25 protein-coding genes are annotated in these 26623 nt (G+C 67.3%); 17 read left to right on the plus strand and 8 right to left on the minus strand.

All coding sequences use genetic code 11. The features are described from left to right. Nucleotides 1–93: 93 nt before the first annotated feature. From ACXAHD_RS10160 to ACXAHD_RS10190, 7 genes are all read right to left on the minus strand, one after another. Nucleotides 94–2049: a YfjI family protein gene (locus ACXAHD_RS10160; RefSeq protein WP_475049982.1), complete on the minus strand. Its 1956-nt coding sequence runs from the start codon at nt 2047–2049 to the stop codon at nt 94–96. 36 nt (nt 2050–2085) lie between these two features. After that, nucleotides 2086–2397 (minus strand): hypothetical protein, encoded by a 312-nt coding sequence (locus tag ACXAHD_RS10165; RefSeq protein WP_475049986.1) that lies wholly within the window; start codon nt 2395–2397, stop codon nt 2086–2088. Then, complete coding sequence (locus ACXAHD_RS10170; protein ID WP_475049921.1) at nt 2394–2648, minus strand: hypothetical protein; 255 nt, start codon at nt 2646–2648, stop codon at nt 2394–2396. The genes ACXAHD_RS10165 and ACXAHD_RS10170 overlap by 4 nt, the downstream gene beginning before the upstream one ends. 142 nt (nt 2649–2790) lie before the next feature. Further along, nucleotides 2791–4989: a cell division protein FtsK gene (locus ACXAHD_RS10175; protein ID WP_475049989.1), complete on the minus strand. Its 2199-nt coding sequence runs from the start codon at nt 4987–4989 to the stop codon at nt 2791–2793. 104 nt (nt 4990–5093) lie between these two features. Further along, complete coding sequence (locus ACXAHD_RS10180) at nt 5094–5330, minus strand: hypothetical protein (RefSeq protein WP_475049992.1); 237 nt, start codon at nt 5328–5330, stop codon at nt 5094–5096. 92 nt (nt 5331–5422) lie between these two features. Beyond that, a complete protein-coding gene (locus ACXAHD_RS10185) occupies nt 5423–6349 on the minus strand; it encodes an ABC transporter permease (RefSeq protein WP_475049995.1) in 927 nt (308 codons plus the stop codon). Beyond that, nucleotides 6349–6612 carry a DUF6284 family protein gene (locus tag ACXAHD_RS10190; protein ID WP_278171230.1) on the minus strand — a complete coding sequence of 88 codons (264 nt, stop codon included), beginning with the start codon at nt 6610–6612 and terminating at the stop codon, nt 6349–6351. Before ACXAHD_RS10190 ends, ACXAHD_RS10185 begins: the two co-directional genes overlap by 1 nt. Before the next feature lie 231 nt (nt 6613–6843). On the opposite strand from ACXAHD_RS10190, the gene ACXAHD_RS10195 reads away from it, so the two are divergent. Both ACXAHD_RS10195 and ACXAHD_RS10200 read left to right on the plus strand, forming a co-directional pair. Continuing rightward, nucleotides 6844–7704: a GntR family transcriptional regulator gene (locus ACXAHD_RS10195; RefSeq protein WP_475049998.1), complete on the plus strand. Its 861-nt coding sequence runs from the start codon at nt 6844–6846 to the stop codon at nt 7702–7704. Then, complete coding sequence (locus tag ACXAHD_RS10200) at nt 7701–8246, plus strand: ATP-binding protein (protein ID WP_475050001.1); 546 nt, start codon at nt 7701–7703, stop codon at nt 8244–8246. The genes ACXAHD_RS10195 and ACXAHD_RS10200 overlap by 4 nt, the downstream gene beginning before the upstream one ends. On the opposite strand, the gene ACXAHD_RS10205 is transcribed toward ACXAHD_RS10200, so the two are convergent. Beyond that, nucleotides 8243–8443 (minus strand): helix-turn-helix transcriptional regulator, encoded by a 201-nt coding sequence (locus ACXAHD_RS10205; RefSeq protein ID WP_278171234.1) that lies wholly within the window; start codon nt 8441–8443, stop codon nt 8243–8245. The two genes, ACXAHD_RS10200 and ACXAHD_RS10205, sit on opposite strands and share 4 nt — an antisense overlap. 677 nt (nt 8444–9120) lie before the next feature. Between ACXAHD_RS10205 and ACXAHD_RS10210 the strand changes: the two genes are divergently transcribed. The 15 genes from ACXAHD_RS10210 to ACXAHD_RS10280 form a co-directional block, all read left to right on the plus strand. Further along, nucleotides 9121–10341 (plus strand): helix-turn-helix domain-containing protein, encoded by a 1221-nt coding sequence (locus ACXAHD_RS10210; protein ID WP_289213315.1) that lies wholly within the window; start codon nt 9121–9123, stop codon nt 10339–10341. Between the two features lie 1220 nt (nt 10342–11561). After that, complete coding sequence (locus ACXAHD_RS10215; RefSeq protein ID WP_289213314.1) at nt 11562–12107, plus strand: hypothetical protein; 546 nt, start codon at nt 11562–11564, stop codon at nt 12105–12107. Nucleotides 12108–13403: 1296 nt separating this feature from the next. Beyond that, nucleotides 13404–14186 carry a GntR family transcriptional regulator gene (locus ACXAHD_RS10220; RefSeq protein ID WP_281550870.1) on the plus strand — a complete coding sequence of 261 codons (783 nt, stop codon included), beginning with the start codon at nt 13404–13406 and terminating at the stop codon, nt 14184–14186. A 12-nt stretch (nt 14187–14198) separates the two neighbouring features. Beyond that, entirely contained in the window at nt 14199–15125 is a 927-nt protein-coding gene (locus ACXAHD_RS10225; protein WP_281550869.1) for a DMT family transporter, read from the plus strand. Next, nucleotides 15112–16059: a UTRA domain-containing protein gene (locus ACXAHD_RS10230; RefSeq protein WP_475050006.1), complete on the plus strand. Its 948-nt coding sequence runs from the start codon at nt 15112–15114 to the stop codon at nt 16057–16059. Before ACXAHD_RS10225 ends, ACXAHD_RS10230 begins: the two co-directional genes overlap by 14 nt. 585 nt (nt 16060–16644) lie before the next feature. Next, nucleotides 16645–19713, plus strand: a complete 3069-nt coding sequence (locus ACXAHD_RS10235; RefSeq protein ID WP_475050009.1) for an AAA family ATPase — start codon at nt 16645–16647, stop codon at nt 19711–19713. Between the two features lie 360 nt (nt 19714–20073). Continuing rightward, on the plus strand, nt 20074–21591 hold the full coding sequence (locus ACXAHD_RS10240; RefSeq protein ID WP_475050011.1) for an eCIS core domain-containing protein: 1518 nt from the start codon (nt 20074–20076) through the stop codon (nt 21589–21591). A 198-nt stretch (nt 21592–21789) separates the two neighbouring features. Further along, complete coding sequence (locus ACXAHD_RS10245) at nt 21790–22383, plus strand: Pvc16 family protein (protein WP_281550866.1); 594 nt, start codon at nt 21790–21792, stop codon at nt 22381–22383. Between the two features lie 19 nt (nt 22384–22402). Next, nucleotides 22403–23611 (plus strand): phage tail sheath family protein, encoded by a 1209-nt coding sequence (locus tag ACXAHD_RS10250; RefSeq protein WP_281550865.1) that lies wholly within the window; start codon nt 22403–22405, stop codon nt 23609–23611. A 19-nt stretch (nt 23612–23630) separates the two neighbouring features. Then, nucleotides 23631–24791: a phage tail sheath family protein gene (locus ACXAHD_RS10255; protein WP_281550864.1), complete on the plus strand. Its 1161-nt coding sequence runs from the start codon at nt 23631–23633 to the stop codon at nt 24789–24791. Nucleotides 24792–24836: 45 nt separating this feature from the next. Beyond that, entirely contained in the window at nt 24837–25274 is a 438-nt protein-coding gene (locus ACXAHD_RS10260; RefSeq protein ID WP_281550863.1) for a phage tail protein, read from the plus strand. Further along, a complete protein-coding gene (locus ACXAHD_RS10265) occupies nt 25265–25651 on the plus strand; it encodes a hypothetical protein (protein WP_281550862.1) in 387 nt (128 codons plus the stop codon). The genes ACXAHD_RS10260 and ACXAHD_RS10265 overlap by 10 nt, the downstream gene beginning before the upstream one ends. Further along, nucleotides 25648–25821 carry a DUF6760 family protein gene (locus tag ACXAHD_RS10270; RefSeq protein WP_289213310.1) on the plus strand — a complete coding sequence of 58 codons (174 nt, stop codon included), beginning with the start codon at nt 25648–25650 and terminating at the stop codon, nt 25819–25821. The genes ACXAHD_RS10265 and ACXAHD_RS10270 overlap by 4 nt, the downstream gene beginning before the upstream one ends. Beyond that, nucleotides 25818–26360 (plus strand): phage tail protein, encoded by a 543-nt coding sequence (locus tag ACXAHD_RS10275; protein WP_281550861.1) that lies wholly within the window; start codon nt 25818–25820, stop codon nt 26358–26360. The genes ACXAHD_RS10270 and ACXAHD_RS10275 overlap by 4 nt, the downstream gene beginning before the upstream one ends. Before the next feature lie 13 nt (nt 26361–26373). Beyond that, the coding region (locus ACXAHD_RS10280) for a hypothetical protein (protein WP_475050015.1) at nt 26374–26623 on the plus strand (250 nt) is incomplete at its 3' end.

Genomic DNA, 26623 nt, shown 5'->3' on the forward strand with positions numbered 1-26623 from the left:
GGCAGCCCGTTCGGTCGTGGACACAACTGACAGAACTGACAGAACCTCGGTCGGCAGGGGGTTGTGTCAGTTGTGTCAGTTCTGTCCGGGGCATCAGGCGGTCCGCCGGATGGCGTCGGGTAGGGCGTGGACGGTGGCGGCGGGTTGCCCGTGTAGGTCGGGATGAACGAGGTACGACGGCGAGGGGGGTCGGCCACCGGCCCGCGTGCGCGGTGGGTCTACGTGGCGGATGTAGCCGTGCATTTCGAGCAGGGACAGGGCGGGGTCGAGGTCGGCGACGGTGGGCAGTTGGCTACTGCGCACGGCCCGGAACAGCTCCCGTTTCGTGAAGGCGGTCGTGGTGGTGCGTTCGATCCAGTTCAGGGCGTGGCGGGCGTGGCGGCTGGTCCGGTCGGCTCCCATGTCGTCGAACGCGGCCAGGGCGTGAGCGGCGTAGTAGTCGCCGAGCAGGGCGGCCCGGTCGATGGTGTCGGCCTGGACGGGTTTTCCCCATCCGTCGCGCAGGTGTTCGGCGAGGTGGATCAGTCCGGCGATGCGCACGACCGCGCCGGTGTACTTGCTGCCCCAGTCGATCAGCTGTGACCAGGCCCCGCCGGGAGCCAAACGCGGCTCTACCGCCCGTTCGATGTCCATGACGCGGTCGTTGGCGTCGGGGGTGAGTGGCAACACGGCGGGGTCGGTCCACTCGGCGAGGGACATCACGAGCGTGGCGAGGTTGGCCGCGTAGGTGGCGGCGACCGGTTCGGGTACGGGGTCGGCTCCGATGCGGCGTCGTCCGACGGTGTTCTCCGGCAGGGAGAACAGGATGCGCGCCAGCAACCCCTTGCCGCGGAATCCGGGCATGTCGGCGATGTCGCGCAGGACGTCGGGTTGCACGGCCAGACCGAGTGTCAGCGCGGGGTGTTCGACGTGTTCTGGCGCACGGCTGCGGCGGTTGACGCGCAGCATGTCCCCGGCGTGGCCTTTGAGGAAGACTTCCAGGTTGGGGGTTCCGGAGTAGCGGCCGGCGATGGTGGCGAAGATGCCACCTTCCGGCGACAGCACGGCCAGGCGTCCGCCCTGCTCGGCGAGCAGGGATGCGGCTTCCTCGCTAGTGACGTCGTCCGCGACCAGTTGCGGCAACGCCGGAACGGTGATGGTGTCGGCGTTCATCGCGGCGGCGGTCGCCTCAGCCAAGAGGGTGTCACGGCCGGACGCGTCGGCGTTCGCGGCGGCGATCGCGGTCCGCTCTGCGGTCTTCCCGGCCACCCGTGCGGCCAACTCGGCTTCCACGATGGCCGGTCGGGTCCGTTCCACCAACGCCTTCTCAGCGGCCAACAGAGGGCCGGTGATCGCGGCGAACACCGCCGACTTCCGGGAACCGGGCGGTAGCACGACGACGGTGAACAGGTTGACCGGTTCCCGCCACGACCCGCGTACCTCCACCTCGGCCCGCCCCCCGGCGGCCGTCGACAGGGCGGCGAGGGCGATGCAGCCGGGCAGGTCGACCGGGGTCTGTGTGAACTCGGCGACCCCGTAGACCATGTCGGCGACCCAGGCGGGCAGCATCTCGGCGGGGAAGGCGGGTAGGTGGCGGCGGTCGCCGAGCGGGATCAGCGGTGCCCACCCACCGGTGTCGGCCTGGTCGAGCAGCGCACGGCCGGTCGCCACGACGTCGGCCACATCGGCACCGGATGCGGCGAGGCTGGTCAGCCGCTCGCCGAGGTCGACGACCCGGCGGCGGGCGGCATGGTCGGCGACGATCCGCGCGTAGTGCCCGGCGTTCGCGGCTGCCGGTACGTCGCGGATCAGCGTATGCAGGTAGGGGGCACCGCCGACCTTGCCCAACTCGCCAGTCTCCGCGAGATACGCCGTGAGGGTGATGGGGTCGGTGGCCTGGCCGGTGGCGTGCACGGCGGTCAACGCCTGCCAGATGATCCCGTGCGCGGGCCGGTGGAAGTCGTCCGGGCTGAGCAGGGCGACCAGGTCGGCCATGACCGGCGGGGCGACCAGCGCCGCGCCGATCACGGCCCGTTCCGCGTTGTGGTCGTGGGTGGACTGTCGACTCATACGGCGTTCCCTTCCTGTCTGGTGTCGGTGGTGGGGTTAGGCGGCGGGCCGGTGGTGGCGCGGCCGGGGATGCCTGGCGCGGCTTACGCGGGTGATCAGGTCGTCCAGGTCGGCGAGCAGGACCGCCAGTTGTCGGCGGGCGGCGGGGTCGGCGTCGGCCAGGGCGACCCGTACACGGATTTCGGCCTGGTCGTGTCCGTCGCCGGTGCGGATGCGGGTGAGGACGGCGCGGGCGTGGCCTGGCAGGTCGACGATCATCGAGGGGGAGCGGTGTCCGTCGTGTCCGCAGCGGTGGTCACGGGCGCACCAGTCGGTGTGTTCCCCGTGCGGGTGCCGGCGGCGGTTCATCGGTGGGTGCCGTTGCGGTGTTCGCGGCGGATCTCGTTCCACACGTGTCGGCCGATGCGGATACGGCGTCCGGTGCCGTCGCAGCGGTAGCAGAGGCGGAACGCCTTGCCGTACGGGGCGCGGCGTTTCCCGGTGCCGTGGCAGCGTCGGCAGGGGCCGAACGGCCAGATCGCGCAGGTGACCAGGTAACCGAACGTGACTAGGGTCAGGAGGGGGCAGAGCAGGCTAGCGAGGGTGGCGTACGGGTCCACGGGGTGCCTCCACGGGCGGTTTTCGGGCGTGCGGGGGTAGGGGCGCTAGGCGGCTAGCGTCCTGGCAGGGGTTTGTTTCGAGGGCTAGCGGTGCCGCTAGGTCTAGCGGGTGTCGCCGATAGACCTAGCGGCCCGCGAGCGGCTATCCCGCCTTGCGGCGTTGGTCACGCTTGGTTACGGCGGTGGTGATGTCGTCGCGGAGGATGCCCTTACGGTTGGCGCGTTCCCCGGTGACCGGGTCGGTGCCCCACACCTGCCGGCCGACCGTGACCCCGTGCGGCTTGAGCGCCGGGGCGAGGTTCCCGGTCTCCCACCCGCCGTAGACGTCCGGGCGTAGCTCGGCGAGTCGGGCGACGACGGTCTCTGACCACACCTTCGCCTCACCCTTGGGGACGACGGTGAGGATGTCGTCCAACAGGGTGTCCCCGGCACGGGCGACGGCTTCGGGGGCGTCGCCGATGGCGTGGCCGGTCAGGGTTCCGGCCCGCTCCCGCAGCTCACGGGCACGGGTGACCACCTTTTCGACGTCGGCCATTTCGGCGAGGTTGGTCCGCACGGTCACGGCCTCGTCGACCGATCCGGAGTCGTCCGCGCCGAGCAGGATGCCGACGCCCTTGTGTCCGCGTTGGAACCGCGACGAGTCATAGCCGGCCGTGTACGACCCGGCACCGAGGACGGCTTCCGACGACTGCCACGTCATCGTCTTGAGCGCGAAGCGGGTGCCGATGTTGTCGCGCAGGTCGGTCGGGACGGCTTTGCCGTCGGGCTTCTGCGTGGCGAGCAGGATCATGATGCCGACCGAGGGGCCGACCTTGCACAGCTCGGTCAGCAGCGACACGATCTCGTCCCCGTGGACGGGGTGGGCGGAGTAGCGCTGAAACTCGTCGACCGCCACCAGGATCGGCCACAGCCTCAACGCGCGTTTCTCGGCGATCTGTCGGGTGACCTTGGATTCGGGGCACAGGTCGGCGGGCAGGGTGGCGATGGTGTCGTAGCGGCGGTTCATGTCGGCGACCAGGCCGCGTAGATCGTCGACCAGCGCTTGAACCGTCTCGTCGCGGACGCCGTAGCCGGTGCGGTGGGCGATCCGTTCGAACGGTCGCCAGTCCTGACCGCCCTTGCCGTCGTAGATGTGCAGCTCAACGATCGGATCCAACGCCGCCGCGAGCACGGGCAGCCGTGCGGCGAACGTCTTTCCCATACGCGGGATCGCACCCACGAGCAGGGACGTGAACATGAGCAGCAGCGGCACCGGGCGTCCACGCTGGTCCTGCCCGAACGGGAACGGCGCGAAGATGTCCACGCCGCCCTTGCCGATGAGCGGCCACGCGCCGGACCCCTTCGCGTACGGGTCCTCATCGGCGACCCACAACGCCAGGCGGCGGGCGGAACCGGCGGTGCCGCGTACCCGCTCCGGCCACACCTGCACCTCATCGAGGTCGAGGCCGGCGGCAAGCTGGTCCCGCTTCTTGATCGCCTTGTCGGCGTTCGTCCAGTACGGCAGGTCGATCACGGCCCGCCAGCCGGGTCCGTCGCGCATGATCGGGGCGGGGAAGGTGATCAGGTCGTCCGGCTTGCACAACCCGGCGGCCAGGAAGGCGCGGGTGACCACGTCGGCGGACAGCTTCCGCACACGCGGACTGACAGCCGCGACGTCCAGCAGCGGCTTGTCCTTCGGCGTACCCGCCACACCGAACAGGGCCACGACACCGGCGAGGATCGCCCACCGCTGCCACGACCCCGCCAGGGCCATCAACGTGAGCACGGTCGGCACGCCGAGCAGCAGGATCGCGGTCAGGACCAGGCCGCGCCACCGGACCCGTACGTCACGCTGCCGCGACAGCTTCAAGTACAGTTCGGCGTTTTCCTGCCGGACCACGGCCAGGCGCACGGGGATGCCCTCGGCATCGGTCACCCACCGGACGGTGTGGCCGAGCAGCCGGGCAACGCCGAACGGTGCCCGCCACGCCAGACGCGCGCAGTATTTCGGCGACCGGGACAGGTGATACATGCTGACGTGCGTGTAGTGCCCTGCCGTCCACCGCACCACGTTCAGCAGCTCCGAGCGGGAGCGTAGCCAGGCGGGGACGATCGGCCGACGCTCCGCACCGACCAGGCCAGCGATACGGGACCGGCCATCGTGCGGGGTTGCGGGTGGGTTGACCGGGACCGGGGCGTCGTCGTCGCGGTCGTCGCTCTCGTCGTCGATGTCCACGGCGAACGACCCGGCCGGGTTGGTCTTGCGGCGGCGGGCGGTCAGATCGACCACATCCGCGCTGCCGTCGGTGGTGAGGTCGGCTTCCGCTGCCTGCCAGTCGTAACCGTCGTCAGGGGTGGGCATGAGGGATTGCCTCCAACAGAAAGTCCAGAACCAAAGGGAAAGCCGGGGGAAGGGACCGGGCGCGGCACGCGCAGCCGTAGCCGCGCCCGGTCGTCGAGGGCCGGTCAGGCCGGACCGGCGTCGGTGGCGTCGGCGGGGCAGGTCGGTAGGTGGGTGACCAGCGCGGCCAGGGCGGGAGCCGTCCCGTCGACCTGGCGGTAGAGGGTGCAGCCCTGGCAGCGGACGAACAGTCGGCCGCGCCCGTCACGCTCCACCCACGCCTTCGCACCGGCCGGGGTGTGCTGGATACGCGACACGATTTCCGTGGACGGCAACTCGTCCGGCGATGCCGTGGATGCCACGATGAGAGTCCTTCCCGAAGCGGTTGCTGAGGGTCGAGGGGCCGGCGGCGCGGCGAAGGTTCCTAGGCCATGGGCCGCGCCGCCGGGCAAAGTCACGGCTCCTGCTGCTGGCGGTCGGTGTGCAGCAGGTGCGCCAGAGCGGCGCCCATACCGAGCACGGCCACCGGCAGGCAGGCGACAACGGTGGTGATCCACCACGGGGCGGCGGTGATCCCGGCGGACTCCATCAGGTGATAGGCCACCTGACCGGCCGCACCCAGAACCAGCGACCCGATCGCCGACCACGCCGCGAACCGCCGTGCCCGTGGCGGAACCCCGTCCGGGGCGAGCCACGCCCGCAGCGCGTACGCGGCATAGGCTTCGACGCCGATCGGCAACGTGATCGCCGTGTTCACCGCGAGGGAATCCCAGATGCCCGGTAGCGGGTGCACCACACCGAACCCGGTCAGCTCACCCAACCCGACCCAGCCGGACCAGATCGCCACGAACGCGGGAGCGGCCAGCAACAGCAACACCCACGACCGCACCGGCGACCGACCCGCCCGACGGCCAACGGGAGTGATCTTCGTGTCCGGGTGTCCGTCCACCGCCACCGGCGACAACGGCTGCGCCGTGTCCTCGGCGACCGGCGACAGCTGGTCCGCCCCGGACCCGCCCGACGGCTCATCGGACGGGGCGACCGGCACCGGGTCCGCCGACACACCCACCGACACCGGCGACGGCTCCGGCGACGCGTCGACCGGGACCGGTACGTCGACCTCGGCAGGCTGGTCGGCGGTGGTGTCGCGGACCAGGTGCAACCCCCGGTGCCCACCGGCGGACTCGACCCGACCCGCGTCCTGCTCCTGCTGTTCGTGGTGGAGGGCTTCCCGTAGGGCGGTCGCCTTCGGCGAACCCACCCGCAGTTCCCTCATCAGCAGGTTCCGCGACGGAACCTGACCGAGCCGGGCGGCGATCGCGCGGGCGGCGGGCAGCAGCTCCTGCACCGGGCGGGGGTACATGCTCGCGGGAGTCGTCATCAGGCCACCGCCTTGCGTACCCGCAGCGCGGTCACGGCCTGGACGTCGCCCAGGGCGGCGGCTTCCCGCATCACCCGCTGCTCAGCACGCCGCACCCGACGGCGGTCAAGCAGCGACGGACCGCCATCGGCGTACAGGGCGGTGATCTCCGCGTCCAGCAACGCCAACTCGGCCTCAATCAACGGCCACTCACGTTCGATCGCCACCAGATCGGCGGCGGTAGGACCGACCTCGGTCGGGTCCGGGACAGGGGGTGCCTGCATGTCGCGTTCCTCCACAAGACACAGCGGTGACCTCTACAGACCTGTTCGGCCTGGCCGGTCGGCGTGACCAGCGACATGAAGCTAACAACTGATATGGAGACAGGTCAACTGTTAGGGCCAAATGAAGATCAAAGTTGGCCCCTGACCTGCGAAGATGGGCATACCATCTGTTAGGCAACTGGTAGGCTTCCCTGGACAGATGCGGACAGACGCCCGACGCGAGAGGACCCAATGACATCCCCTCAGCCCAGACTCAGCCGACCAGACTCCCTGCACCAACAGGTGGCCCGGAACCTGCGCAACGAGATCGAAGCGGGCGTACTGCGCGACGGTGACACCCTGCCGTCCACCCGCGAACTCGCCGAACGCTGGGACGTCAGCGTCTTCACGATCTCCGAAGCGATGAAGATCCTCGGCGACGAAGGACTCATCGTCAGCAAGTCCCGATCGAAGCGGATCGTGAACGCCCCCAACCAGACACGCGGCGGTGACATCCGCCTACGCACCCCACGGGTCGTGATGATCGGCGGCTACGCCGGCAGCGGGAAGACCGAACTCGGGCGCGTCCTCGCCAGGGAAACCGGCTGGCCCATGCTCGACAAGGACACCATCACCCGCCCCGTCGTCGAAGCCGCGTTGGAACTCCTCGGCCTGTCACCCCACGACCGCGAATCGGACGACTACTTCACCAAGGTCCGGCCACGCGAGTACGAATCCCTCATCGCGGTAGCCCACGAGAACGTCGCCTGCGGCAACAGCGCCATCGTCACCGCCCCGTTCATCCGCGAGTTCACCGACACGGCATGGGTCGACCGTATCCAGGCCAGCCACACCGCCATGAACGCCCAAACCCTGTTCGTGTGGGTGTACTGCGACGCCGACACCATGCACACCTACATCCGCCACCGGGGCGCGGCCCGCGACGCCGCCAAACTCGCCAACTGGCCCGCCTACCTCGACACGGTCAACTTCGACATGCGCCCGGCCGCACCCCACACCGTCATCGACAACTGCGCGTCCAGCGTCCCCCTGCAGAAGCAGGCCAAAGAGTTGCTGTCCGCGATCCTCACCGCGCCGGCGGCCAGCGCATGAAACGGGGTGTCATCCTCTACGGCCCACCAGCGGCCGGGAAGGACACCGTCACCGCACGGCTTGCCGCCATCGACCCCGCCTACCAGCTGTTCGCCCGACTCAAAACCGGCAGGGGACGGACCAGCGGCTACCGCATGACCACCCCCGACCACCTTGCCGACCTGGACCAGGCCGGCGGCATCATCTGGCGCAACCAGCGGTACGGGGCCACCTACGTCATCGACCGGCCCGGCCTGGACCAGGCGCTCACCACCGGCATCCCCGTCCTGCACATGGGCCAACCCGACGGCATCCACGCCGTCACCGACGCCACCCCATCGGCCCGGTGGCTGGTCGTCTACCTGTGGTGCCCCCGCGACATCGCCGCACACCGCATCGCCGAACGCGCCACCGGCGACACCGCCGACCGGCTCACCGCGTGGGACCAGACACCACCCGTCGACGCGGACCTGACCATCGACACCGCCACCACCGACCCGCAGGAGGCAGCCCACACCATCCACCACGCCACCGGCGCACTCACGGACACCAGAACGGGCTAATCCTCGTCCGGCTCATCCAGATGCGGCCGGAACTTCTTGATCCACGCTTCCACGTCCGCGATACGCCACACAGAACCCATAGCCAGACGGTCATACGGCTCCGGGAAATCCGGACGTCGGATGAGCTGCTGTACCCGCTGACGGGACACCCGGAGCCGCTCTTGCAGCTCCTGCGGCCCGTACAGGTGGCGACCCATGCCCGCACACTATTCAAACGCCAACTAGTCAAACCGCCACTTGGCAAACTGCTACTGGCATATTGACAAGGGGCTAGTCACACCGACACCCTTGAACTCGTGACAACACCACCGAACCAATCACCCGTCCACAACCGCCAAGCGCATAGAACACACACACCACTACGACCACTCTGGCTCTGCCGCACCTGCGCCCACCCCTGGCCATGCGGACAAGCCCGAATCGACCTCATCAACCAATTCCGCACCAACCCAGCCGCACTACCCACCTACATGGGCGTCATGCTCCACCAAGCCACCCGAGACTTCACCAAACTCGACCCCAACGCCATCACCGACCCCGAAGACCTCAACCAACGATTCGTACGCTGGACCCACCCGTAAAGCGAACGGTACTCAAACGTTTCCGAGCCGGACCGGTCAACCGGGTCAAACATTCGAAGGTTCACCGCAGCACGTCACGGCTCCCAGCAAGGGCGACAACAACCGCTCAATCTCCACGGAGGAATCGTGCTCGGGAAATGGTTCCAACGTCCACACCTGGCAATCGACGTCGTGCACCCCGCGCAGGAACGCGACCACCCTGCCAGCGGAAGCCCGCCGGCCAACCCGCGACCGGCCAACCGGAACGAGCAGGCCGAACAGCGAAGCGGCAACACGGATCGCCAGCCCCTGCCGTGACAACGACCGAGCAAGGGAAGGCTGCGACGCCTATACCGATCGGACGCCGAGTAGCCCAATGGCGGATGCGAAGCAGAATGACACAACAAGTCCTCGCCGACCGCATCGGCAAGTCAAAAAGCTGGGTCGAAAAGGTGGAGCAGGGCGTACGGAAACTGGACAGGTTATCAGTTATCCAACACATCGCCGAAGTGCTCCGCGTCGACCCCACGGAACTGCTCGACGGGCAGGGAACATCTTCAGTCAATGGCAGTTCAGTCAATGGCGTAGAAAATCTAAAAGCAGCGCTAGTCTGTCACGCCACATTCAACGGCCAGATAGAAGCCACACGTGTGCCGAAACCGGAAGAGATACAGCAGCAGATAGAACACGCCTGGCTGACCTACGGGCACGGTGACTACCCTCAGCTTCTGCGCATTCTACCCAACCTCCTGAGTGTCAGCCAGCAGCTACACACGCTGCGACCGGAAACGGGGACAGAGCCGCTGGTCCAGGCATACAAACTCGCTTCATCAGTGCTGGTCAAACTCGAAGAAGCGCACCTAGCATGGATCGCCGCTGACCGTGCAGTCATCACCGCCGGAAAAGATCGCCTACTAGCTGCAACCGCAGCGCTGAGCCTCACACAAGCACTACGCGCCCTAGGCCAGAACAGGCTAGCGCTCGCAACGTCTATCGCAGCCGCACACTACATCGCGCAGCCACCAGGGCACCCCGAAATAGCCGAGCAGACCTCCGTGCACGGAGGTCTGCTACTACAAGCTGCGCTAGCTGCCGCCAACAACAACGACCCGGCCACCGTGCGGGAGCTACTGCGGCACGCCGCCGAGATTGCCACACAGAAACAAGATGACGAGAAGATTCAGCGAATCCGTTTCACTCCTGTCGCCGTCGAACTCGCTCAAATCGTGACACAGGCAATTCTGGGCGAGACGTGTCAGGCACTCTCCCGACATGAGAAAACGATACGAGGTGGGCAGTGGCTGCATCTGCCGGCCGAGCATAGGGCCGCATATCTTTTGGATATAGCCCGGACGTATCTGCGGGCCGGCAACATGCTGGCGGCCGGACGTGCCTTGACGGAGGCGCACCGGACGGCGCCAGCCGAACTGCAGTACGCGCCATCTGTCCGCGCATTAGTCGCCGAAATGGCCCGAGCTGGACCGCGGTCATCCGGAGTCTATCATTTGGCAACAGAACTCGGACTAGCGCGTTAGCCTATGAGAGACGTGGCCAACGTGGGGCTAGGGTGTTAAGCAGATTTGGGGCTGCGCGACTTCGATAGGGCGGTTCAATTGCGGTCGGGATAGCGATCGGCTGGTTGGTCTGGCGCCACGCCAACCGAGTTCGTATCATGATTTGAAGTTTATGTCAAACTTGTCCACTCTAAATATGAGATGGGAGATTGCGTCGGTTTTACTGCTCCTCGGCCTGGTTGAAATCTCGCCGTCTGTACCTCCGATGGGCGGCTTGAGCCGAGACGCCCAGGTCATCGCCGATCTCCCGCCAGGTCCGTGCTACGGGTAGGCCTCGCAGGTGCAGCAGGTGTTCATGGGTCGTGGTGTCGACTTCGTTGAGGATGTTGTACTCAACCGCAGCTCGGATGTCAGCCAAGGCACGCAGTCTGGATCCACCGCTCTCACTAGCTGCGCGACAGGCAAGGCGCTCGATGACGGCGCTCAGAGTTGTGGTCTCGATGGGACGATGCGGGTCGGGTGGCGGTGGTTTCATCAACATATGTTGACGTCGCGCTGGTGGATCGAGCAACTGTGCAGGTCAGAGGGCCTGGACGTCCGCCTGGAGGTCAGTAGCGTGTAGCCACGTGAACAAGTCTAGGAACGAATCGCGAAGTGCGCAGGTGCTCCTTAGCGCCCGATCTGCCTTGGTCCTGACGCTAGGCGCATGGTGTGGTCTTGCTGTCGGTGTTCTTGCTGCTGCGGCAGGCGGGTCTTTGCCTGCTGCGGTGGTCGTCGGTCTATTCGCGGCTGGCAGTAGTACTTTGGGCTTTAACAAGTTGATCGGGCCGTAGAACGGGTCGTGCGTAGCAATGACGCCAGCGGAGACGACCGAGGGCTGCCGTAAGCCAGATCCGACGGGCCGGGCCAGTTGCGTGCCACTAGTCAAGTGCTGGAGGCAACGACAGGAGTGGTCGTGAGCGCGAAGGACGATTCTTTAGGTACGGAAGTCGACTCAGGTCGAGCTCATTCGTGCCAGGTCTGCGAAGCCTGGCTTATCCACTACCAGGAAGGCGTCTGTGAGTCGCTCCGTGACATGCTACCGTTGATTGTCGACATCGCAGGGAACCCACTTTCCCGCATCGTCGCACGGCACAAAGCAGCACCACCACGACGAGCATGACGGGCAGGTAGCTAGAAGCTAGAAGGGCTAGTCGACGGTAGGCGGGCGTCGACTTGACCGATGCTGACATGCTGGGTTCGTGATCGATGGCAACCAACTGGTACTGACCGCCCTTATTTCTGCTGTTACATCCGGCGTCATCACGCTCGGAATCGAATGGCTCGCTAAGCCACGGCTGGAGGCGCGCAAGGAAGCGATTCTTGCGAGACAGCGAGGTGATGCTGAGTTTCTGCGCCAGCTTCGCGCGTTGCATCGCTATTTGGAACGAATCTCAGGTTTTCGTTACGCGGATGACACAAATTTGTGGGAAAGAACTGAACTACGTCGAGAGCTTGGGCGAGTCGTTGATGCAGCCGAAGCGGCTGCTGTGCTCATGGATGAACTACTTGTCCAATCGGAATACCGCTGGAAGGATGTTGAATTTCAGGTCTTTTCGCATAATTTATCCTATGTGATGGCGGTCGTGCGAGGTGCTGATGTGTCCCTTCCTGGATACGAGAGAGCGTCTGTACGTGCTGCGTCGCTCCTTGATTGGTATACGACGCCGCGTTGGCGAATCATAAGACGGCGGCTTTGTTTTGAACGTATGCGGCAACATGCGGTGTCGGTGGAGTTGCAAGGCTGAACCCACAGCAGGGGATCGTGGTGGCACCGGGACTGTAACCGGGACGTGGTAGACCGGGTGCGTCGGCTGAGACGGAATGAGACAGACAGCGGCTGGTGCAGGTCAGGGATGCTGGGGAGAGGTCAGCTCGTACCGGTGAGACGCCGGGCAGTCTGGTCGTAATCCAGCGACGGGATGTCACATCAAGGCGGGGCACGGGTAGGCAGGCAGTCTCCGTTTTGGTCTGGTTCACCGCTGTTCAGGGCGGTCTGGGAGGGTCTTCGGCGCGGTCGTGTGCCTGGTCGCGGTCCATGCTGAACCGAGGTGGACGGCCGGGAGTGGATCTCACAAGCGAGGGGCCGTAGGTTCGAAACTGCCGCACGCCTTGGGGGCCACCCGACCGCCGTTGACTCGGGCAGAGCCGAGCGGGCCACCGCCCGACCCGCCAGCGTCCGTACGGGCTTTAAAGCCGTCTTGACGTGGCGGGCCGGGCAGCGGTCCGCTCCATGGAGTGCAGGGTCGACGGCAGGGTGTGCGTGGAGTGGGGCTTCAGCGCGTCGCTGGTATCATTGAGGCCGTATCGCTGGGTTGAACCCGCTTCTGCGGGCTCGTTCGCTGTTGTTCATCGTCGCCAGTTGTTTCTTCACGTTCGTTGCAGTTGCACTTCAAGCGGATGCAATCGGGACGGAGGTTACGCTTATGGGGATTTTGGAGCTAGCTGCTCTGACTTTGGCTCTCGTTCTCGGGAGCTTTACGGTGAATCTTTCGGCAGCGGCGGGTTGAGCTCAGCGGTACGACGTGATCTACCGTCGCGAAATCGCCTGTGCCCGCGACACAGCCGAAGTGAGGAGTCATGCTTCTCGAGTCGCGGGTGAGTCATGGTGCCAACCGGGAGTCCAGACTGCCGCCCGGTTGCTGTCGACAGCAACGGTGACAGCAACCGGGCCAGACGTAGGGAGTCGGGGTAGGTAGGTGACGGACCAGCGCCCGAGGTCAGAGACGTACGCGGACCTTGCCGGACGGCGCGCGCAGAGCTTACAAGCGAGGGGTCGCAGGTTCGAAACCTGCCGCGCCCACACTCTGACCAGCACGCGACACAGGGCACCGGATGACCGGTGCCCTGTGTCGTCTCAGTTCCTGGCCCGCGACGACGGTCGCCAGTGGGCGCCAGTACTCCTAAGCGGCCGAAGGAGATCGGCCGACTGCTCCTGGCCTGAGCCAGTTCCAAGCACATAGCGAACAGTCGCCAGCTGCTGGCTTGAGCCAGTCGAGGGTAACGTGGAGCGTGCAGTTGACCCCCAGAACAGGCGGGCAGACATGGACGAGCCGACCAGCGCAGACAAGCGACCACCAAGCCGACGGATAGCCGATGACCTGCGTCTGAGCATCCAGGTGGGCGGGTTGGCACCCGGTGACAAGCTGCCTTCTGAGCGGGACCTTGCCGCCCGGTACGGCACTGCCCGCAACACCGCCAGGGAAGCGATCAGCATCCTGCAAGGGGAGGGCCTGGTCGTCGCGCAGCACGGGCGAGGCGTCTACGTTCGCCCCAACCGGCCCCTGATGCGCCTCGGAGCCAACCGCTACTCCCGCCAGCTGCGCAACGAAACGGGACTGTCGCCGTTCCGCATCGAGGTCACGAAACAGGGACGCGTGCCCCGGACCGAATGCCGGTCGGTCACCCGCGACACCCCGCCGCCGGACGTCGCCGAACGCCTCGGCATCGACGCGAACATCGCAACCGTCATCCGGCGGGAGAACTGGTACTTCGCCGATGACGAGCCGGTACAGGTCGGCGTGACGTACATCCCCGTCGACGTCGCCGCCGGCTCGCCGCTGGCGACCGAGCGGACCCTCGGCAAGGGCAGCATCTACGCCAGGTTCGAAGAACTCGGTTACCAGGTCACTCGCATCCGGGAAGAGATTTCGGCCCGGATGCCGTACCACGACGAGTCGACCGGGTTGGGGATGCCGCCCGGCGTACCGGTCATCGAGGTGCTGCACACCAGCTTCGACGAGCAGCACACCCCGTTCGAGGTCACCAGCTTCGTGATGCGCGGTGACCTGAACGGCCTGGACTACGACATGCCCGTAGAGGACTGACAGGACCGTCTGATGAGTCGAGGCAGTCTCATACGGCTGGTGATGCTCGCGCTGCTGTGGGGGTCAGGGTTCCTCTGGATCAAACTGGCGCTACGGGGCTTCACTCCGGTGCAGATCGTTCTTGTCCGCCTGGCCCTCGGTGCACTGGTGCTCATCCCCGTGGCCCTGCACCGAGGGCTGCGGTTCCCGGCCGACCGGACAACGTGGGGGCATCTGTTCGTCGCGGCACTGGTCGCCAACGCGATCCCGTACACCCTGTTCGGCATCGGTGAGCAGACCGTCGACTCCGGTGTCGCCGGGGTCCTGAACGCCACTACGCCCCTGTGGACGGCGCTGATCGCCTTCGTCGTCGGGACTGACCGCACGGCGACGTGGTCGCGAGGAGCGGGGTTGACCCTCGGCTTCGTCGGCGCGGTGGTCATCTTCACGCCGTGGGAGTCGGCGAGCGAGGTCGCCAGCTGGGGAGGGCTGGCGATCCTGGGGGCGTCCGCCAGCTACGGAGTCTCCTACGTGTACATGGGCAAGTTCCTCACCAACCGGGGAATCCCGCCGATCATGCTGTCTGCCGCGCAGCTCGCTGCCGGAACGATCCTGATGATCCTGGCCCTGCCCCTCGGCGGACTGACCGCTCCTGACTTCCGCTTGGACGCGGTGGTCAGCCTGCTGATCCTCGGCGTCCTCGGCACCGGGGCCGCCTACGCGCTCAACTACCGGCTCATCACCGATGACGGCCCTACCCTCGCCTCCACGGTCACGTACCTGCTGCCGGTCGTCGCGGTCGTGCTCGGCTTCCTGGTCGTCAACGAGCAGGTGGCAGCGTTCATGGTCCTCGGCATGCTCCTGGTCCTGGCGGGCGTCGCACTGGTACAGCGCCGACCTCAACGGGGCAAGGTCTCTGATCCCCTGCCACTCGGAAGGAACCGGAATGGTCGTCGTTGACCCGGACTTCGTCCGACTGATGCGCAGACTTCGACAGGAACACGGGATGTCGTTCCGGGATCTGGCAAAGAAGGCGTACTTTTCGCGTTCGTACCTGTGTGAGGTGGAGAACGGCAAGAAACCGCCCAGCCTGCACCTCGCCAAAGCGCTGGACGCCTGCCTCAACGCCGAAGGTCGGCTCACGCGACTCGTGACCGCCCATCCCGATGGCCAGGAACGCGGATTCCCATTCCGATCCGCAGCGTCCGGGAACGGCCCGGACCGCGACGTCGAAGCGTGGCGAACGCGCTCGACGTGGCCAGCGCAGCTGGGCGGACCGGCGCCCGTCAGCGCGTCCCAATGGGCGCAGGTCGCGACGATGCTCTACGACGTCTTCGTCCGTAACCGGCCACCGCTCATGCGGCTCGGACCAGACCGGTATGCCAACCCCCTCCTGCGGGAACAGAACCTGACACCGTTCGCTGCCGAGGCAACCATGCAGGGACGCGCACCACTGGTCGAATGCCGGGCCGTATCCCGACAGCAAGCGCCGCGCGACGTAGCCGCCATGCTCTCCCTGGACCTGGGCGACGTCGTCGTTCTCCGAGAGAACGGGTACCTGGCCGACGGCGAACCCGTCCAACTCGGCAACACCTACCTGCCGACGAGCGTCGTCGGAACCTCAGCCCTCGCGACCGATCTGAACTTGGGGCCAGGTGGGACCTTCGCTGCCCTCGAAAGACTCGGATACCGGACCGCGCGGATCAGAGAACAGGTCACTACCCGATTCCCGACCCGCGACGAGGCAGAGGCGCTGAAACTCCCGCCTGGTGTGCCGGTCATCGTCCTGCTGCACGTCTCCTTCGACTCCGGTGGCTTCTCCTTCGAAGCGACTCGCTACATCATCCGTTCCGACGCCATGGCAGTTCGGTACGTGGCGCGCGTCTCTGACTGATGCGGCAACTGTCTACAGCGCGTTGAAGATGCCCTTTGGCCGGGTCAAAACTGACCTGACTTGAAGGGGCTGGTTAGTCGAGAATCTATTCCGTGCTGTAGTGCTCCGTCGGGCTACGCGACAAAAATAGAACGCGCGTTCGAGCTTACTTCCGTGTCCATTCGACTTCGTCGGCGCCCTATTTGGTGGCGTTGTGTCGCATGTTTCCTGCGGCTCCGGCACAGGAGTGGCTGGCCTAGGTGCGGGATCGGATCGACGGCCGGCCATAGTCCGGCCCTGTGGTCGCCGATCACAGAAGGTGACGGTTGTTCCAGGTCGCCGGTCTCGACGTCGATTTCTTCCAGGACGGTCCGCAGACCGTGGCCGGGGCAGGACCTGCCGGCCCGGTTGTCGCCGTAGCCGAAGTGGCCGGTCGACGACAGTCGCGATGACCGGTCGAAGCACCGTGGAGTAGCGTGGCCCCCGTATGTCCTGATTGGCACTGGAGCCGGGGACGACGTGCGGCGACGCGGCGGCGAGCGGCGCCCACGTCCGCGCCGGCGGTGGCCGGCCGGACGGGCCGTTGCGGTACGAAGGAGACACGTCGTGCAGGTGAGACTCTTCGATGAGGTCTCGATCCTCCGACGTGGCCAACCGCTCAGTGCGCCGCCGGGCAAGGCTCTCGAGCTGTTCGGCTACCTGCTCATTCATCGGAACCGGACGCACGCTCGCGAATCCATCTCGGAACTGCTGTGGCCGGACGCCGAGCCCGGCGTTGCCCGCAAGTACTTGCGCCAGGCACTCTGGCGGCTCAACACGAGCATGCAGGACCAGCCGAACGACCAGCGCCGGGCGAGCGAACTCGTCGTCATCGACCCCGGCTGGGTGCGGATCAACCCGGAGGCGCCCTGCTGGCTGGACGTTGACGCGTTCGAGCAGAGCTACGCGGCGGTCCGCGACGTGCCCGGCGAAGCGCTCTCCGACAACCAGGCCCATGCGATCGAGCACGCGCTCGATCTCTACCGTGGAGACCTCCTCGCCACCTGGTACCACGACTGGTGCGGTGCCAAACGGGACCGGCTACGCGACACCTACCTGTCCATGCAGGAACAGCTCATGGGCTACTGCGAGGCCCGTGGTCTCTACGCCAAGGGCGTGGGCCTCGGTCAGACCGTGCTGCGCCACGACGCGGCGCGCGAGCGGACCCACCGCCAGCTGATGCGGCTGCACTACGCCGCCGGCGACCGGATCGCCGCGCTTCGCCAGTACGAACTGTGCACCTCGGTGGTGGACCAGGAGTTCGGGGTGCGCCCGTCGGTGGACACCACGGTCCTCTACGAGCAGATCCGGGCGGACCGGGCGGCGGACATCCGACCGGGCCGCGGCCGATCGGTGCTGACTGTCGGCGTATCCACGATCGCGCCGTCCGCTTCCGGCGGCAATGATGTACCGGTCGGGGACAACCGGGACGAGGTGCTGGGATCCATGGCCGCTTCGGGGTACGCCAACTCGACGGAACACCTGCTGGCCGAACTCGCCCGGCTCGATCTGGTGCTGAGCCGGCAGGTCAGGCGGGTCCGCCGGGCACAGCGTAGACCCGCTGGCGAGCTCTCCGCCTTCTACGTCTCCGATGCCGAGGTCGACGCGCTGCTGGACGGTGCGCCTGACTGGGTTCCGCCGGCCGACGACGACCCGGAGACCGGCACCGGGCTGGACGAGTTGTCCCGCGAGATCGGTGAGCGGGTGGCGCAGGGTATCCAAGACGGTGCGCATCTGCGCCTGGTGGCGCTGGCCGGGATGTTCGACCTCGCCCCGTTCGACGTCGAAGTGATCGTGGCCTGCCTCGCGCCCGAGATCGACCGGAGCTACGAGCGGCTGTACGGCTACCTGCACGACGATCTGACCCGTCGGTTGCCGACGGTCGATCTCGTTCTCACGATGTTGTGCGCGGACCGTCAGTCGCGGATGGCCGCGCGAGCCCGGTTCGCGCCGTCGGCACCGTTGCTGCGGCATCGGCTGATCACGTCGACAGAGGACCCGACCGCACCGGTGCACTCACTGCTGGGTAACAACCTCCGGTTGGAACCACGGGTCGTCGGTTTCCTGCTGGAAGACGACGACCTCGCCGAGCAGCTTCAGCCGTACGCCCGGATCGTCGCACCGACCCTGACCCTCGATGACCTGCACTTCCCGGCGGAGTTCGGAGCGTCACTGGCCCGGCTGAGCGAGCACGCCGACGACGACCTGGTGGTCTATTGCCAGGGGGCCTACGGTGTCGGCCGGCGCAGCGTCGCGGCGGCGTGCGCGCGCCACTGGTACGCGCCGTTGCTGGTGGTCTCCGCTGATCTGCTGGCCGACCGCCCGTTCGACGAGTTCGCCACCCTGGTTGGCCTGGTCGAGCGGGAGGCCCGGCTGCAGGGTGCAGTGGTGTGCTGGGCGGACGTCGACTCCCTACTCGTCGAGTCGGCCCGACCGCGACTGTCGCTGCTGCTGTCCACCCTGCCGGCGCACCCTGCTCCGGCGTTTCTGGCCGGTGGCACGCCATGGGAGCCGGCCGACCTGCCGGCGGGCCTGACCTTCGTCCGGCTGGAGTTCCCCGCACCCGGCTACGCCGAGCGGCTGCGCATCTGGGACGGCGCGTTCGTCGGGGCGGACCGTGACGTGCTGGACCTGGCCGCTGCCGCCGGCAAGTTCCGGCTCACCGGTGGCCAGATCCGCGACGCCGCGGTGACCGCTCACAACCTGGCGTACGCCCGGACGCCCGAGGCGCCCCGGGTCACCCAGGACGACCTGTACGCGGCGTGCCGCCTGCAGTCCAACCGCAAGCTGGTCGACCTGGCGCAGCGGATCACGCCGCACTACGGCTGGTCGGACATCGTGCTGCCCGCCGACCGGATGGAGCAGTTGCGGGAGATCGCCAACCAGCTCCGTTACCGGTCGATGGTCTACGAGTCCTGGGAGTTCGAGCGCAAGCTGGCCAACGGTCGCGGCCTGGCGGTGCTGTTCGCCGGCCCGTCGGGCACCGGCAAGACGATGGCCGCCGACGTGCTCGCCCACGAGCTCGGCCTGGACCTGTACCGGATCGACCTGTCGACGGTGGTGAGCAAGTACATCGGCGAGACCGAGAAGAACCTGTCCCGGATCTTCGCCGAGGCGGCCACCAGCAACGCGGTGCTCTTCTTCGACGAGGCCGACGCGATGTTCGGTAAACGTTCCCAGGTCCGCGACGCGCATGACCGGTACGCCAACCTGGAGGTCAGCTACCTGCTGCAGCGGATGGAGCAGCACGAGGGAGTGGTCATCCTGGCGACGAACCTGCGGAAGAACCTCGACGACGCGTTCACCCGCCGGCTGCACGCCACCGTCGACTTCCCGGTCCCCGAGGTGGCGGACCGCCGCCGCATCTGGGCGCAGGTCTGGCCCGAGCGGGCGCCGCTCGACGTCGACCTCGACCTGGATCTGCTGGCCCGGCAGGTGGATCTGCCGGGCGGGAACATCCGGAACATTGCCCTCGCCAGCGCCTTCCTCGCCGCCGCCGACGGTGGCAAGGTGACCATGGCACATCTGTTCCACGCCACCAGACGTGAGTATCAGAAGATGGGCAAGATTCTGTCGGCGGGGGAGCTCGGCACCGACCCGCCGAACGGGAAGTTCACCGCTGATCGGCGCTTCTGACGAGACTGTGGAGGGTTCGACGTGCATTCAGCACAGCATGACAGCGGCGTGGCGCACCGGTCCCCGGTGGTGGCCTCCGGGTCCGGGTCGGCTCCGCGTCGACCCGTCGCGTCTCGCGACGCGTTGCAGCGGCGGTACGGCAATCGTGGCGCGGGGGCGATCATCCAGGCGAAACTGAACGTCGGGCCGGTGGACGATCCGTACGAGCGGGAGGCGGACCGGATCTCCCAGCTGGCGTTCGGGTCGTCCGTGCAGCGTGCCCCGGAGGCGATCGGTCGGGTGCGCACGCCTACCGGTGGTGCGGCGGATCCTGGCCTCGCGCGGGCGGTGGACCGGGCGCGGGGCAGCGGTGGGCGGGCGGTGCCCGGCGGTGTGCGGGAGCGGATGGAGCGGGTGTCGGGGGCGGACTTCAGCGGGGTACGGGTGCACGTCGGTGCCGAGTCGGACCGGCTGAACGACACGCTCGGGTCGAGGGCCTTCACCGTCGGCGCCGACGTGTTCGTACGCCGTAGTGAGTACCGGCCGGGCAGCGCGCGGGGTGACGCGCTGCTGGGGCACGAGCTGACGCACACCGTCCAGCAGGGAGCCGCCGGACCCTGCACCACCGGGCCGACGCCTGCGGCGGGACCGTCCGTCGCCCAGCGCAAGTTCGGGTTCGAGCTGGAACTCCATCATGTGCCGTTGTTCAGCCGGCAGGGCGGGGTGGAGAGCCGGCCCGTGGCGAACGCCACAGCGGTTGCTAGCGGCAGGCGTTTCGAGGCGCATGTCGACCACACCCCGGACCTGGACTCCACCGTGGTGCCGGATGCGCTTCGTGGCGCCGGCCAGCCGGCCCCGATCCTTGAGCTCGTGACCGGACCGATGGATGAGTTCAAGGATTCCGAGGGTACGGTACGCAGCATCATGAACCGGCTCGTGCAGGTGGCGACGCACATCGACAACCAGGCGCTCACGCAGAACACGAACGTACCGCTGGACGGTCTCCCCGGCCTGACCGCGAATCCGGCCGGCGTGAATTTCGTCGGATATCCGAACGGTTCCACCGCCCCGGCGGGAACGCTGACGGGTGCGCACGGGCATGTGCAGGCGACCTACGGCCTGTCGGTCACCCAGGTCGGCGACGAATTCGCCGACCGGAGCGCACAGCCGACGGCCCCTGGGACGACGGAGTACAAGTTGGATACATACAAGGCCGTCATGGGGGTGGCCAACACGCGAGCTGGTGATGTCGTTCAATGGATCCGGAACAACATCGATGGCGACTACAGCGACCGGGCGCTCGCCGAGGCGCGCGGACTGTTCGCCCTCATCATCAACTATCTCATCATCGGTCGGATTAAACGGTGGACCACGCTGCACAAGAACCACGCCGGCATCTTCTTCTACAAGACGAGACTCTCCACGGTCAGAAACCAGATTGTCCATTCGTATCCCGAGCTTGAGGGGCTCTTTGGCAACGACGAGCTCGTCGACGAACTGCTGGGGCGTACCGGGCGTGAATCTGTGCAACCAGTCTTTCCGGGCATGAGGGAAGCGATCGGTGGTATCGCCCTGGACGTGATGTGCGGGGAGTGGGTCGAGGAGGTCCTCGCCGGAACGGGTGACAAGGTCTTTGACGTCTCCGCCAACGGTGGTGCGAACGCTGTCGAGCTGGTCACTCCTCGTGTCGGTCGGGGAGCCAAGCGGGGGACCGGTGTGGTCGTCGAGAACCGGCGGTTCGCCCAGACCGAGGGGCATCCCTACCGGCACACGTACCAGCCCAACGAGTGGGCCGACATGGCGGTCCGGGTCCGCGACAGCCTGCGCGCCAGACAGGGGTACGCACAGGGGGAGGTCACCAAGGCCGGAGAGTTCTTCAGGGGACTGTTCATCTCGTGACCCTGCTGGCCCAGACGGCCGGACTTGGGTGTGTTGCACGTCACGTCAGCATCTGAATTGCCAGTTCAAGCCCCTCCGGGTCGTCGCCCTGGATCCACCGAGGCGGTTCGGTAGACGCCGACGCAGACGCTCGTGGGACGCCAGTCCGGTAGACCTGTCGACCGGCGCGAAGGACGCAGTTGGGGGCGGGACAGGGCAGTGTTTCATGATCTGGACGCGTCGCTCGCCGCTCTCGTGCAGGGCGAGCTGGCGTTGCCCGGGATCACCGTCAGCTTCGCCACACCGGACGACCAGTTCCCGCCGTCGGGCGTCACGCTGCCCGCGATCGCGTTCTTCCTCTACGACGTCCGGGAGAACCACGAGCTGCGGACCAACCAGTGGGAGAACACCCGGCAGGAATCCGGCATGATCACCCGGCGGCGGGTGCCGGCCCGGGTCGACTGCTCCTATCTGGTCACCGCGTGGCCCAACGACAGCGCGCCCAACCCGGCGCAGGACGAGCACCGACTGCTCGGCGACGTACTGCGGGTGCTGCTGCGTCACCGGGAGATTCCCGCCGACTACCTGCGGGGCGACCTTGCCGGCCAGCAGCCACCGCTGCGCGCGATGGTCACCGCCGAGAGCCAGCTGCAGGGCATCGGCGAGTTCTGGCAGGCCATGGGCGGTCGGCCCAAGGCGGTCCTGCACTACAGCGTCACGCTCAGCGTCGACGTGTTCGAATCCACGCCGGTCGGGCCCGAGGTGACCGGGACGGTCATCCGGGTCGGCCAGAGCGTGAGTCACGAGTCCTGACGAGGGGGAGTACCCACAGATGCCGCAGTATCTAGCGCCGGGCGTGTACGTCGAGGAGGTCCCCTCGGCCATCAAACCGATCGCCGGTGTGGGGACCAGTACCGCCGGCTTCATCGGTGCCGTCGCCGACGACGTCACGATGCCGCTGCTGCCCGGCCGCTCCGGAGTGACTGCGGCCGGTGAGGCCGAGCCAGCCGATTTCCACTCGGTGGCGCCTGCCGGCGAGGCCCAGCTCGTGGACGGCTGGGAGACGTTCAAGAACCTCTTCGGTGACATTCAGCAGGGCAACCACACCCTCGCCCACGCGGTGTACGGCTTCTTCAACAACGGCGGTGGCCGCTGCTGGATCACCCGGGTCGCTCCTGTCGACGCCGACGCCGAACCCTCGGACGAGGATCTGGCCGGCGCGTTGGAGACCTTCGCCGCGATCGACGAGATCGCGCTGGTCGCGATCCCCGGCGCGGTGAGCGACGCGGTGCAGACCGCGCTGCTCGACCACTGCGAGAACCAGTACCTGCAGGACCGGTTCGCGATCCTCGACGGCCGGCAGACCACCACGTTGACCAAGGAAGCGATCCAGGGCGACGTCCGGGACAGCAGCTACGGCGCGATCTACTACCCGTGGATCGACGTGGGTGCCACCGACGCCGACGGGAACAAGGTGTACCAGCCGCCGAGCGGGCACATCGCCGGGGTTTACGCCCGGGTGGACACCGAGCGGGGTGTGCACAAGGCACCGGCCAACGAGGTGATCCGGGGCGCGCTGGGCGTCGAGGCGCTGGTCAGCAAAGCGCAGCAGGCCGGGCTCAACCCGGACGACATCAACGTGATCCGCAAGTTCGGCGGCAACATCACGATCTGGGGTGCCCGCACCCTCGCCGGCAAGGAACAGGCCGAGTGGCGGTACGTGCCCTCCCGGCGGCTGTTCAACTTCCTGCGCGAGTCGATCGACGAGGGCACCCAGTGGGTCGTCTTCGAGCCGAACGCGCCGGAGCTGTGGTCGAAGATCCGGCGCAACGTAAGTGCCTTCCTGACCACCGTGTGGGCGTCCGGAGCGTTGCTGGGCAACACCCCGGAGCAGGCGTTCTACGTACGCTGCGACGAGACCGTCAACCCGGCTGCGGTCCGCGACGCCGGCCAACTGGTGGTCGAGATCGGGGTGGCGATGGTGCGCCCGGCCGAGTTCGTGGTGTTCCGGATCAGCCAGTGGGCCGGCGGGATCCAGTAGCGGACGACCGGACGAGACCGTGACCCACCAGCTGACACCCGGGGTGCACCGGCAGGACGTGTTCCCGCCGCCGCCTCCGACCCAGCTCACCGGGGTACCCGCCTTCCTTGGCCGGGCCGCCGCCGGACCGTACGCCCCGCAGCGGCTGACCCTGTGGCCGCAGTTCGAGGCGATCTTCGGCAGTGCGTCCCCCGGCGACACCTCGGACGGGTTCCTGGCCGACGCGGTCCGGGGATTCTTCGACAACGGCGGGACGCTGTGTCACATCGTCCGGCTGCCCGGGACGCTGTCGCCCGTCGAGGCGGTGCAGGCCGGGCTGGTGACGTTGGACGACCTGGACGACGTCGACCTCGTCTGCGCCCCCGACATCGTCACCGTCGCACCGTGGCCGGTCGACCAGGACATCACCCCGGTCGTCGAGGCGCAGCAGGCGATGCTGCGACACTGCCGGCAGCGCGGTGACCGGTTCGCGCTGCTCGACGGCGTCCCGGCCATCGATCCGCAGATGATCGTCGAACAGTGTGCGGCGTTGACCGGGCCCGACGGTGCGTTCGGCGCGCTGTACTACCCGTGGCTGGGCGCGTCCGGCGCGGACGGTCGGTTGCGTCACCTGCCACCGTCCGGGCACGTCGCCGGCGTGTACTCCACCGCCGACCAGCGGGTCGGCGTCCACAAGGCGCCGGCCAACACGGTGGTCGAGGGCGTCGTCGACCTGCATGTGCAGCTCACCGATTCCGAGATCGGCACGTTGTACGAGCGGCGGGTCAACTGTCTGCGCGCGTTGCCCGGCCGGGGCGTACGGGTCTGGGGCGCACGTACCCTCGCCACCGACCCGGCCTGGCGGGACGTGACCACCCGCCGTCTGGTGAGCACCATCGGCCGCTGGATCGAGCGGTTCATGACCGGTCTGGTCCATGAGCCCAACGACGTACGGCTGTGGGTGCGGATCATGCGGGAGCTCACCGCGTACCTCGACGGGCTGTTCCAGCGTGGTGCCCTGCAGGGTCGTACGCCCGCCGAGGCGTTCTACGTCAAGTGCGACCACGAGACGAACCCACCTGCGGTCATCGAGGCCGGGGTGGTAGTGACACACATCGGAGTGGCGCCGACCGCGCCGGCCGAGTTCGTCACCGTTCGCGTCATCCACGGCGCGAGCGGGGTGACGGTCGGCGTGGCGTGACCGGTGCGGACAACAGTCGGTGCGGACAGACAGTGAGGTGCGGTTGTGGACAGACTCGATCCCTACTTCGGGTACAACTTCGCGGTGGAGTTGGACGGCATCACCCGGGCCGGCTTCCGGGAGGCTTCCGGGCTGGAGACCAGCCAGAACGCCGCCGAGTACCGGGAGGGTACGGACCGGAACCTGGCGCCGCGCAAGATCCCCGGGCTGAACAGCTACGGTGACATCACCCTCAGCCGTGGCCTGACCAGCGACAGCAAGTTGTGGGAGTGGCGGCAGAAGGTGATGAAGGGCACCGTGGAGCGGCACAACGTTTCGATCACCCTGCTCGACCAGCAGGGCAATCCGAAGGTGACCTGGAATCTGTTCGACTGCTGGCCCAAGTCGTGGAGCGGACCCAGCCTGAGCGCGACCAGCGACGAGATCGCGGTGGAGCAGCTCACCCTCGCCTGCGAGCGTATCGAGGTCGATCAGTGGAGTTGACCGGGGTCGCCGAAGCCCGCCGAACCGAGTTCCCGTTCACCCTGCCGCACGGTCTGGTCGCGCCGGACGGCACGGTGCACCGCGAGGGGACCATGCGGATGGCCACGGCGCTGGACGAGATCGAGCCGATCAAGGATCCCCGGGTACGGTCGAATCCGGGGTATCTGGTGATCATCCTGCTGGCCCGGGTGATCAACCGGCTGGGCGGCCTGGAGTACGTCAACACCAACGTGGTGGAGAACCTCTACTCCGCCGATCTCGCCTACCTGCAGGACTTCTACCAGCGCATCAACCTCAACGGACACGCCCGGCTGCAGGTCGACTGCCCGCACTGCAGCGGATCGTTCGAAGTGGAGCCGCCCAGCCTGGGGGGATGACGCGCTACTCCCCGGACCGGCTGCACGAGGAAGTAGCGTACCTGGCCTATCACTTTCACTGGCCATATCAAGAGATCATGCAGCTGGACCACCGGGAACGGCAGCGCTGGGTCGCGGAGGTCGCCCGGATCAACGAGCGGCTCAATGAACAGGGAGGGGCACGGAGATGATGTCGACCGGGATTCCGCTCGGGCTCAGCTGGGCACCTGCCGCCGTGGGCAACTGGACCGGCCTGCGGCTGCCGGACCCGTTTCCGACCTTCAATTTCGCGGTGGAGATCGAAGGCCTGCTGCTGGCCGGGTTCAACGAGGTCAGTGGCCTGGAAAGTCAGATCGAGATGGAATCCTACCGGGAGGGCGGAGTCAACGGCTTCGTCCACCAGTTGCCCGGCGCGGCCACTCCCGCGCACCTGGTGCTGCGGCAGGGGCTGAGCCCGCTCAGCGGTCTGTGGGGCTGGTACGACAACACCGCCCGAGGCGTCATCCAACGCCGCAGCGGCACGATCGTGCTGCTCGACCGGCGGCAGATCCCGGTGATGTGGTGGAACTTCCGCAACGCGTTGCCGGTGCGCTGGACCGGCCCGACCTTCAGCGCGAGCGGCGACGACGTCGGCTTCGAGTCGCTGGAGCTGGTGCACGAGGGTCTGACCAAGCCGCTGCTGGGCCAGGCCGCCGCGCTGGCACACGGCGTGGCCGGCATGGTCGGCTGACCGGGAGCCTCGGATGAACGACGACGACACGACCTTCGACGCGGCGCTGGTCCACCGGCTGTCCCGGCCGGCCCGGCGGCCCGGACTGGTCGACCTGGGCCAGGCCCGATCCGTGCTCACCCGCCACCACACCATGCCGGCGGGGCTGCCGCTGGCCGAGGTCGCCGCGCGCTACGTCGACGTGGCTGCGCAGCAGCACGCCGGGCCGGCGGCGCCCATCGTGTACGCGCGACCCGCGCCCCCGCCGTCCGTCGGGCCTGCCC

The organism is Micromonospora sp. ABR4_055, assembly GCF_056160425.1.

Excerpts from the sequence above, each read along its gene's own strand:
- ACXAHD_RS10160 (WP_475049982.1), bottom strand. The coding sequence starts at position 2,049 with ATGAGTCGACAGTCCACCCACGACCACAACGCGGAACGGGCCGTGATC.
- ACXAHD_RS10165 (WP_475049986.1), bottom strand. The coding sequence starts at position 2,397 with ATGAACCGCCGCCGGCACCCGCACGGGGAACACACCGACTGGTGCGCC.
- ACXAHD_RS10175 (WP_475049989.1), bottom strand. The coding sequence starts at position 4,989 with ATGCCCACCCCTGACGACGGTTACGACTGGCAGGCAGCGGAAGCCGAC.
- ACXAHD_RS10185 (WP_475049995.1), bottom strand. The coding sequence starts at position 6,349 with ATGACGACTCCCGCGAGCATGTACCCCCGCCCGGTGCAGGAGCTGCTG.
- ACXAHD_RS10190 (WP_278171230.1), bottom strand. The coding sequence starts at position 6,612 with ATGCAGGCACCCCCTGTCCCGGACCCGACCGAGGTCGGTCCTACCGCC.
- ACXAHD_RS10195 (WP_475049998.1), top strand. The coding sequence starts at position 6,844 with ATGACATCCCCTCAGCCCAGACTCAGCCGACCAGACTCCCTGCACCAA.
- ACXAHD_RS10200 (WP_475050001.1), top strand. The coding sequence starts at position 7,701 with ATGAAACGGGGTGTCATCCTCTACGGCCCACCAGCGGCCGGGAAGGAC.
- ACXAHD_RS10205 (WP_278171234.1), bottom strand. The coding sequence starts at position 8,443 with ATGGGTCGCCACCTGTACGGGCCGCAGGAGCTGCAAGAGCGGCTCCGG.
- ACXAHD_RS10220 (WP_281550870.1), top strand. The coding sequence starts at position 13,404 with ATGGACGAGCCGACCAGCGCAGACAAGCGACCACCAAGCCGACGGATA.
- ACXAHD_RS10225 (WP_281550869.1), top strand. The coding sequence starts at position 14,199 with ATGAGTCGAGGCAGTCTCATACGGCTGGTGATGCTCGCGCTGCTGTGG.
- ACXAHD_RS10230 (WP_475050006.1), top strand. The coding sequence starts at position 15,112 with ATGGTCGTCGTTGACCCGGACTTCGTCCGACTGATGCGCAGACTTCGA.
- ACXAHD_RS10250 (WP_281550865.1), top strand. The coding sequence starts at position 22,403 with ATGCCGCAGTATCTAGCGCCGGGCGTGTACGTCGAGGAGGTCCCCTCG.
- ACXAHD_RS10270 (WP_289213310.1), top strand. The coding sequence starts at position 25,648 with ATGACGCGCTACTCCCCGGACCGGCTGCACGAGGAAGTAGCGTACCTG.
- ACXAHD_RS10275 (WP_281550861.1), top strand. The coding sequence starts at position 25,818 with ATGATGTCGACCGGGATTCCGCTCGGGCTCAGCTGGGCACCTGCCGCC.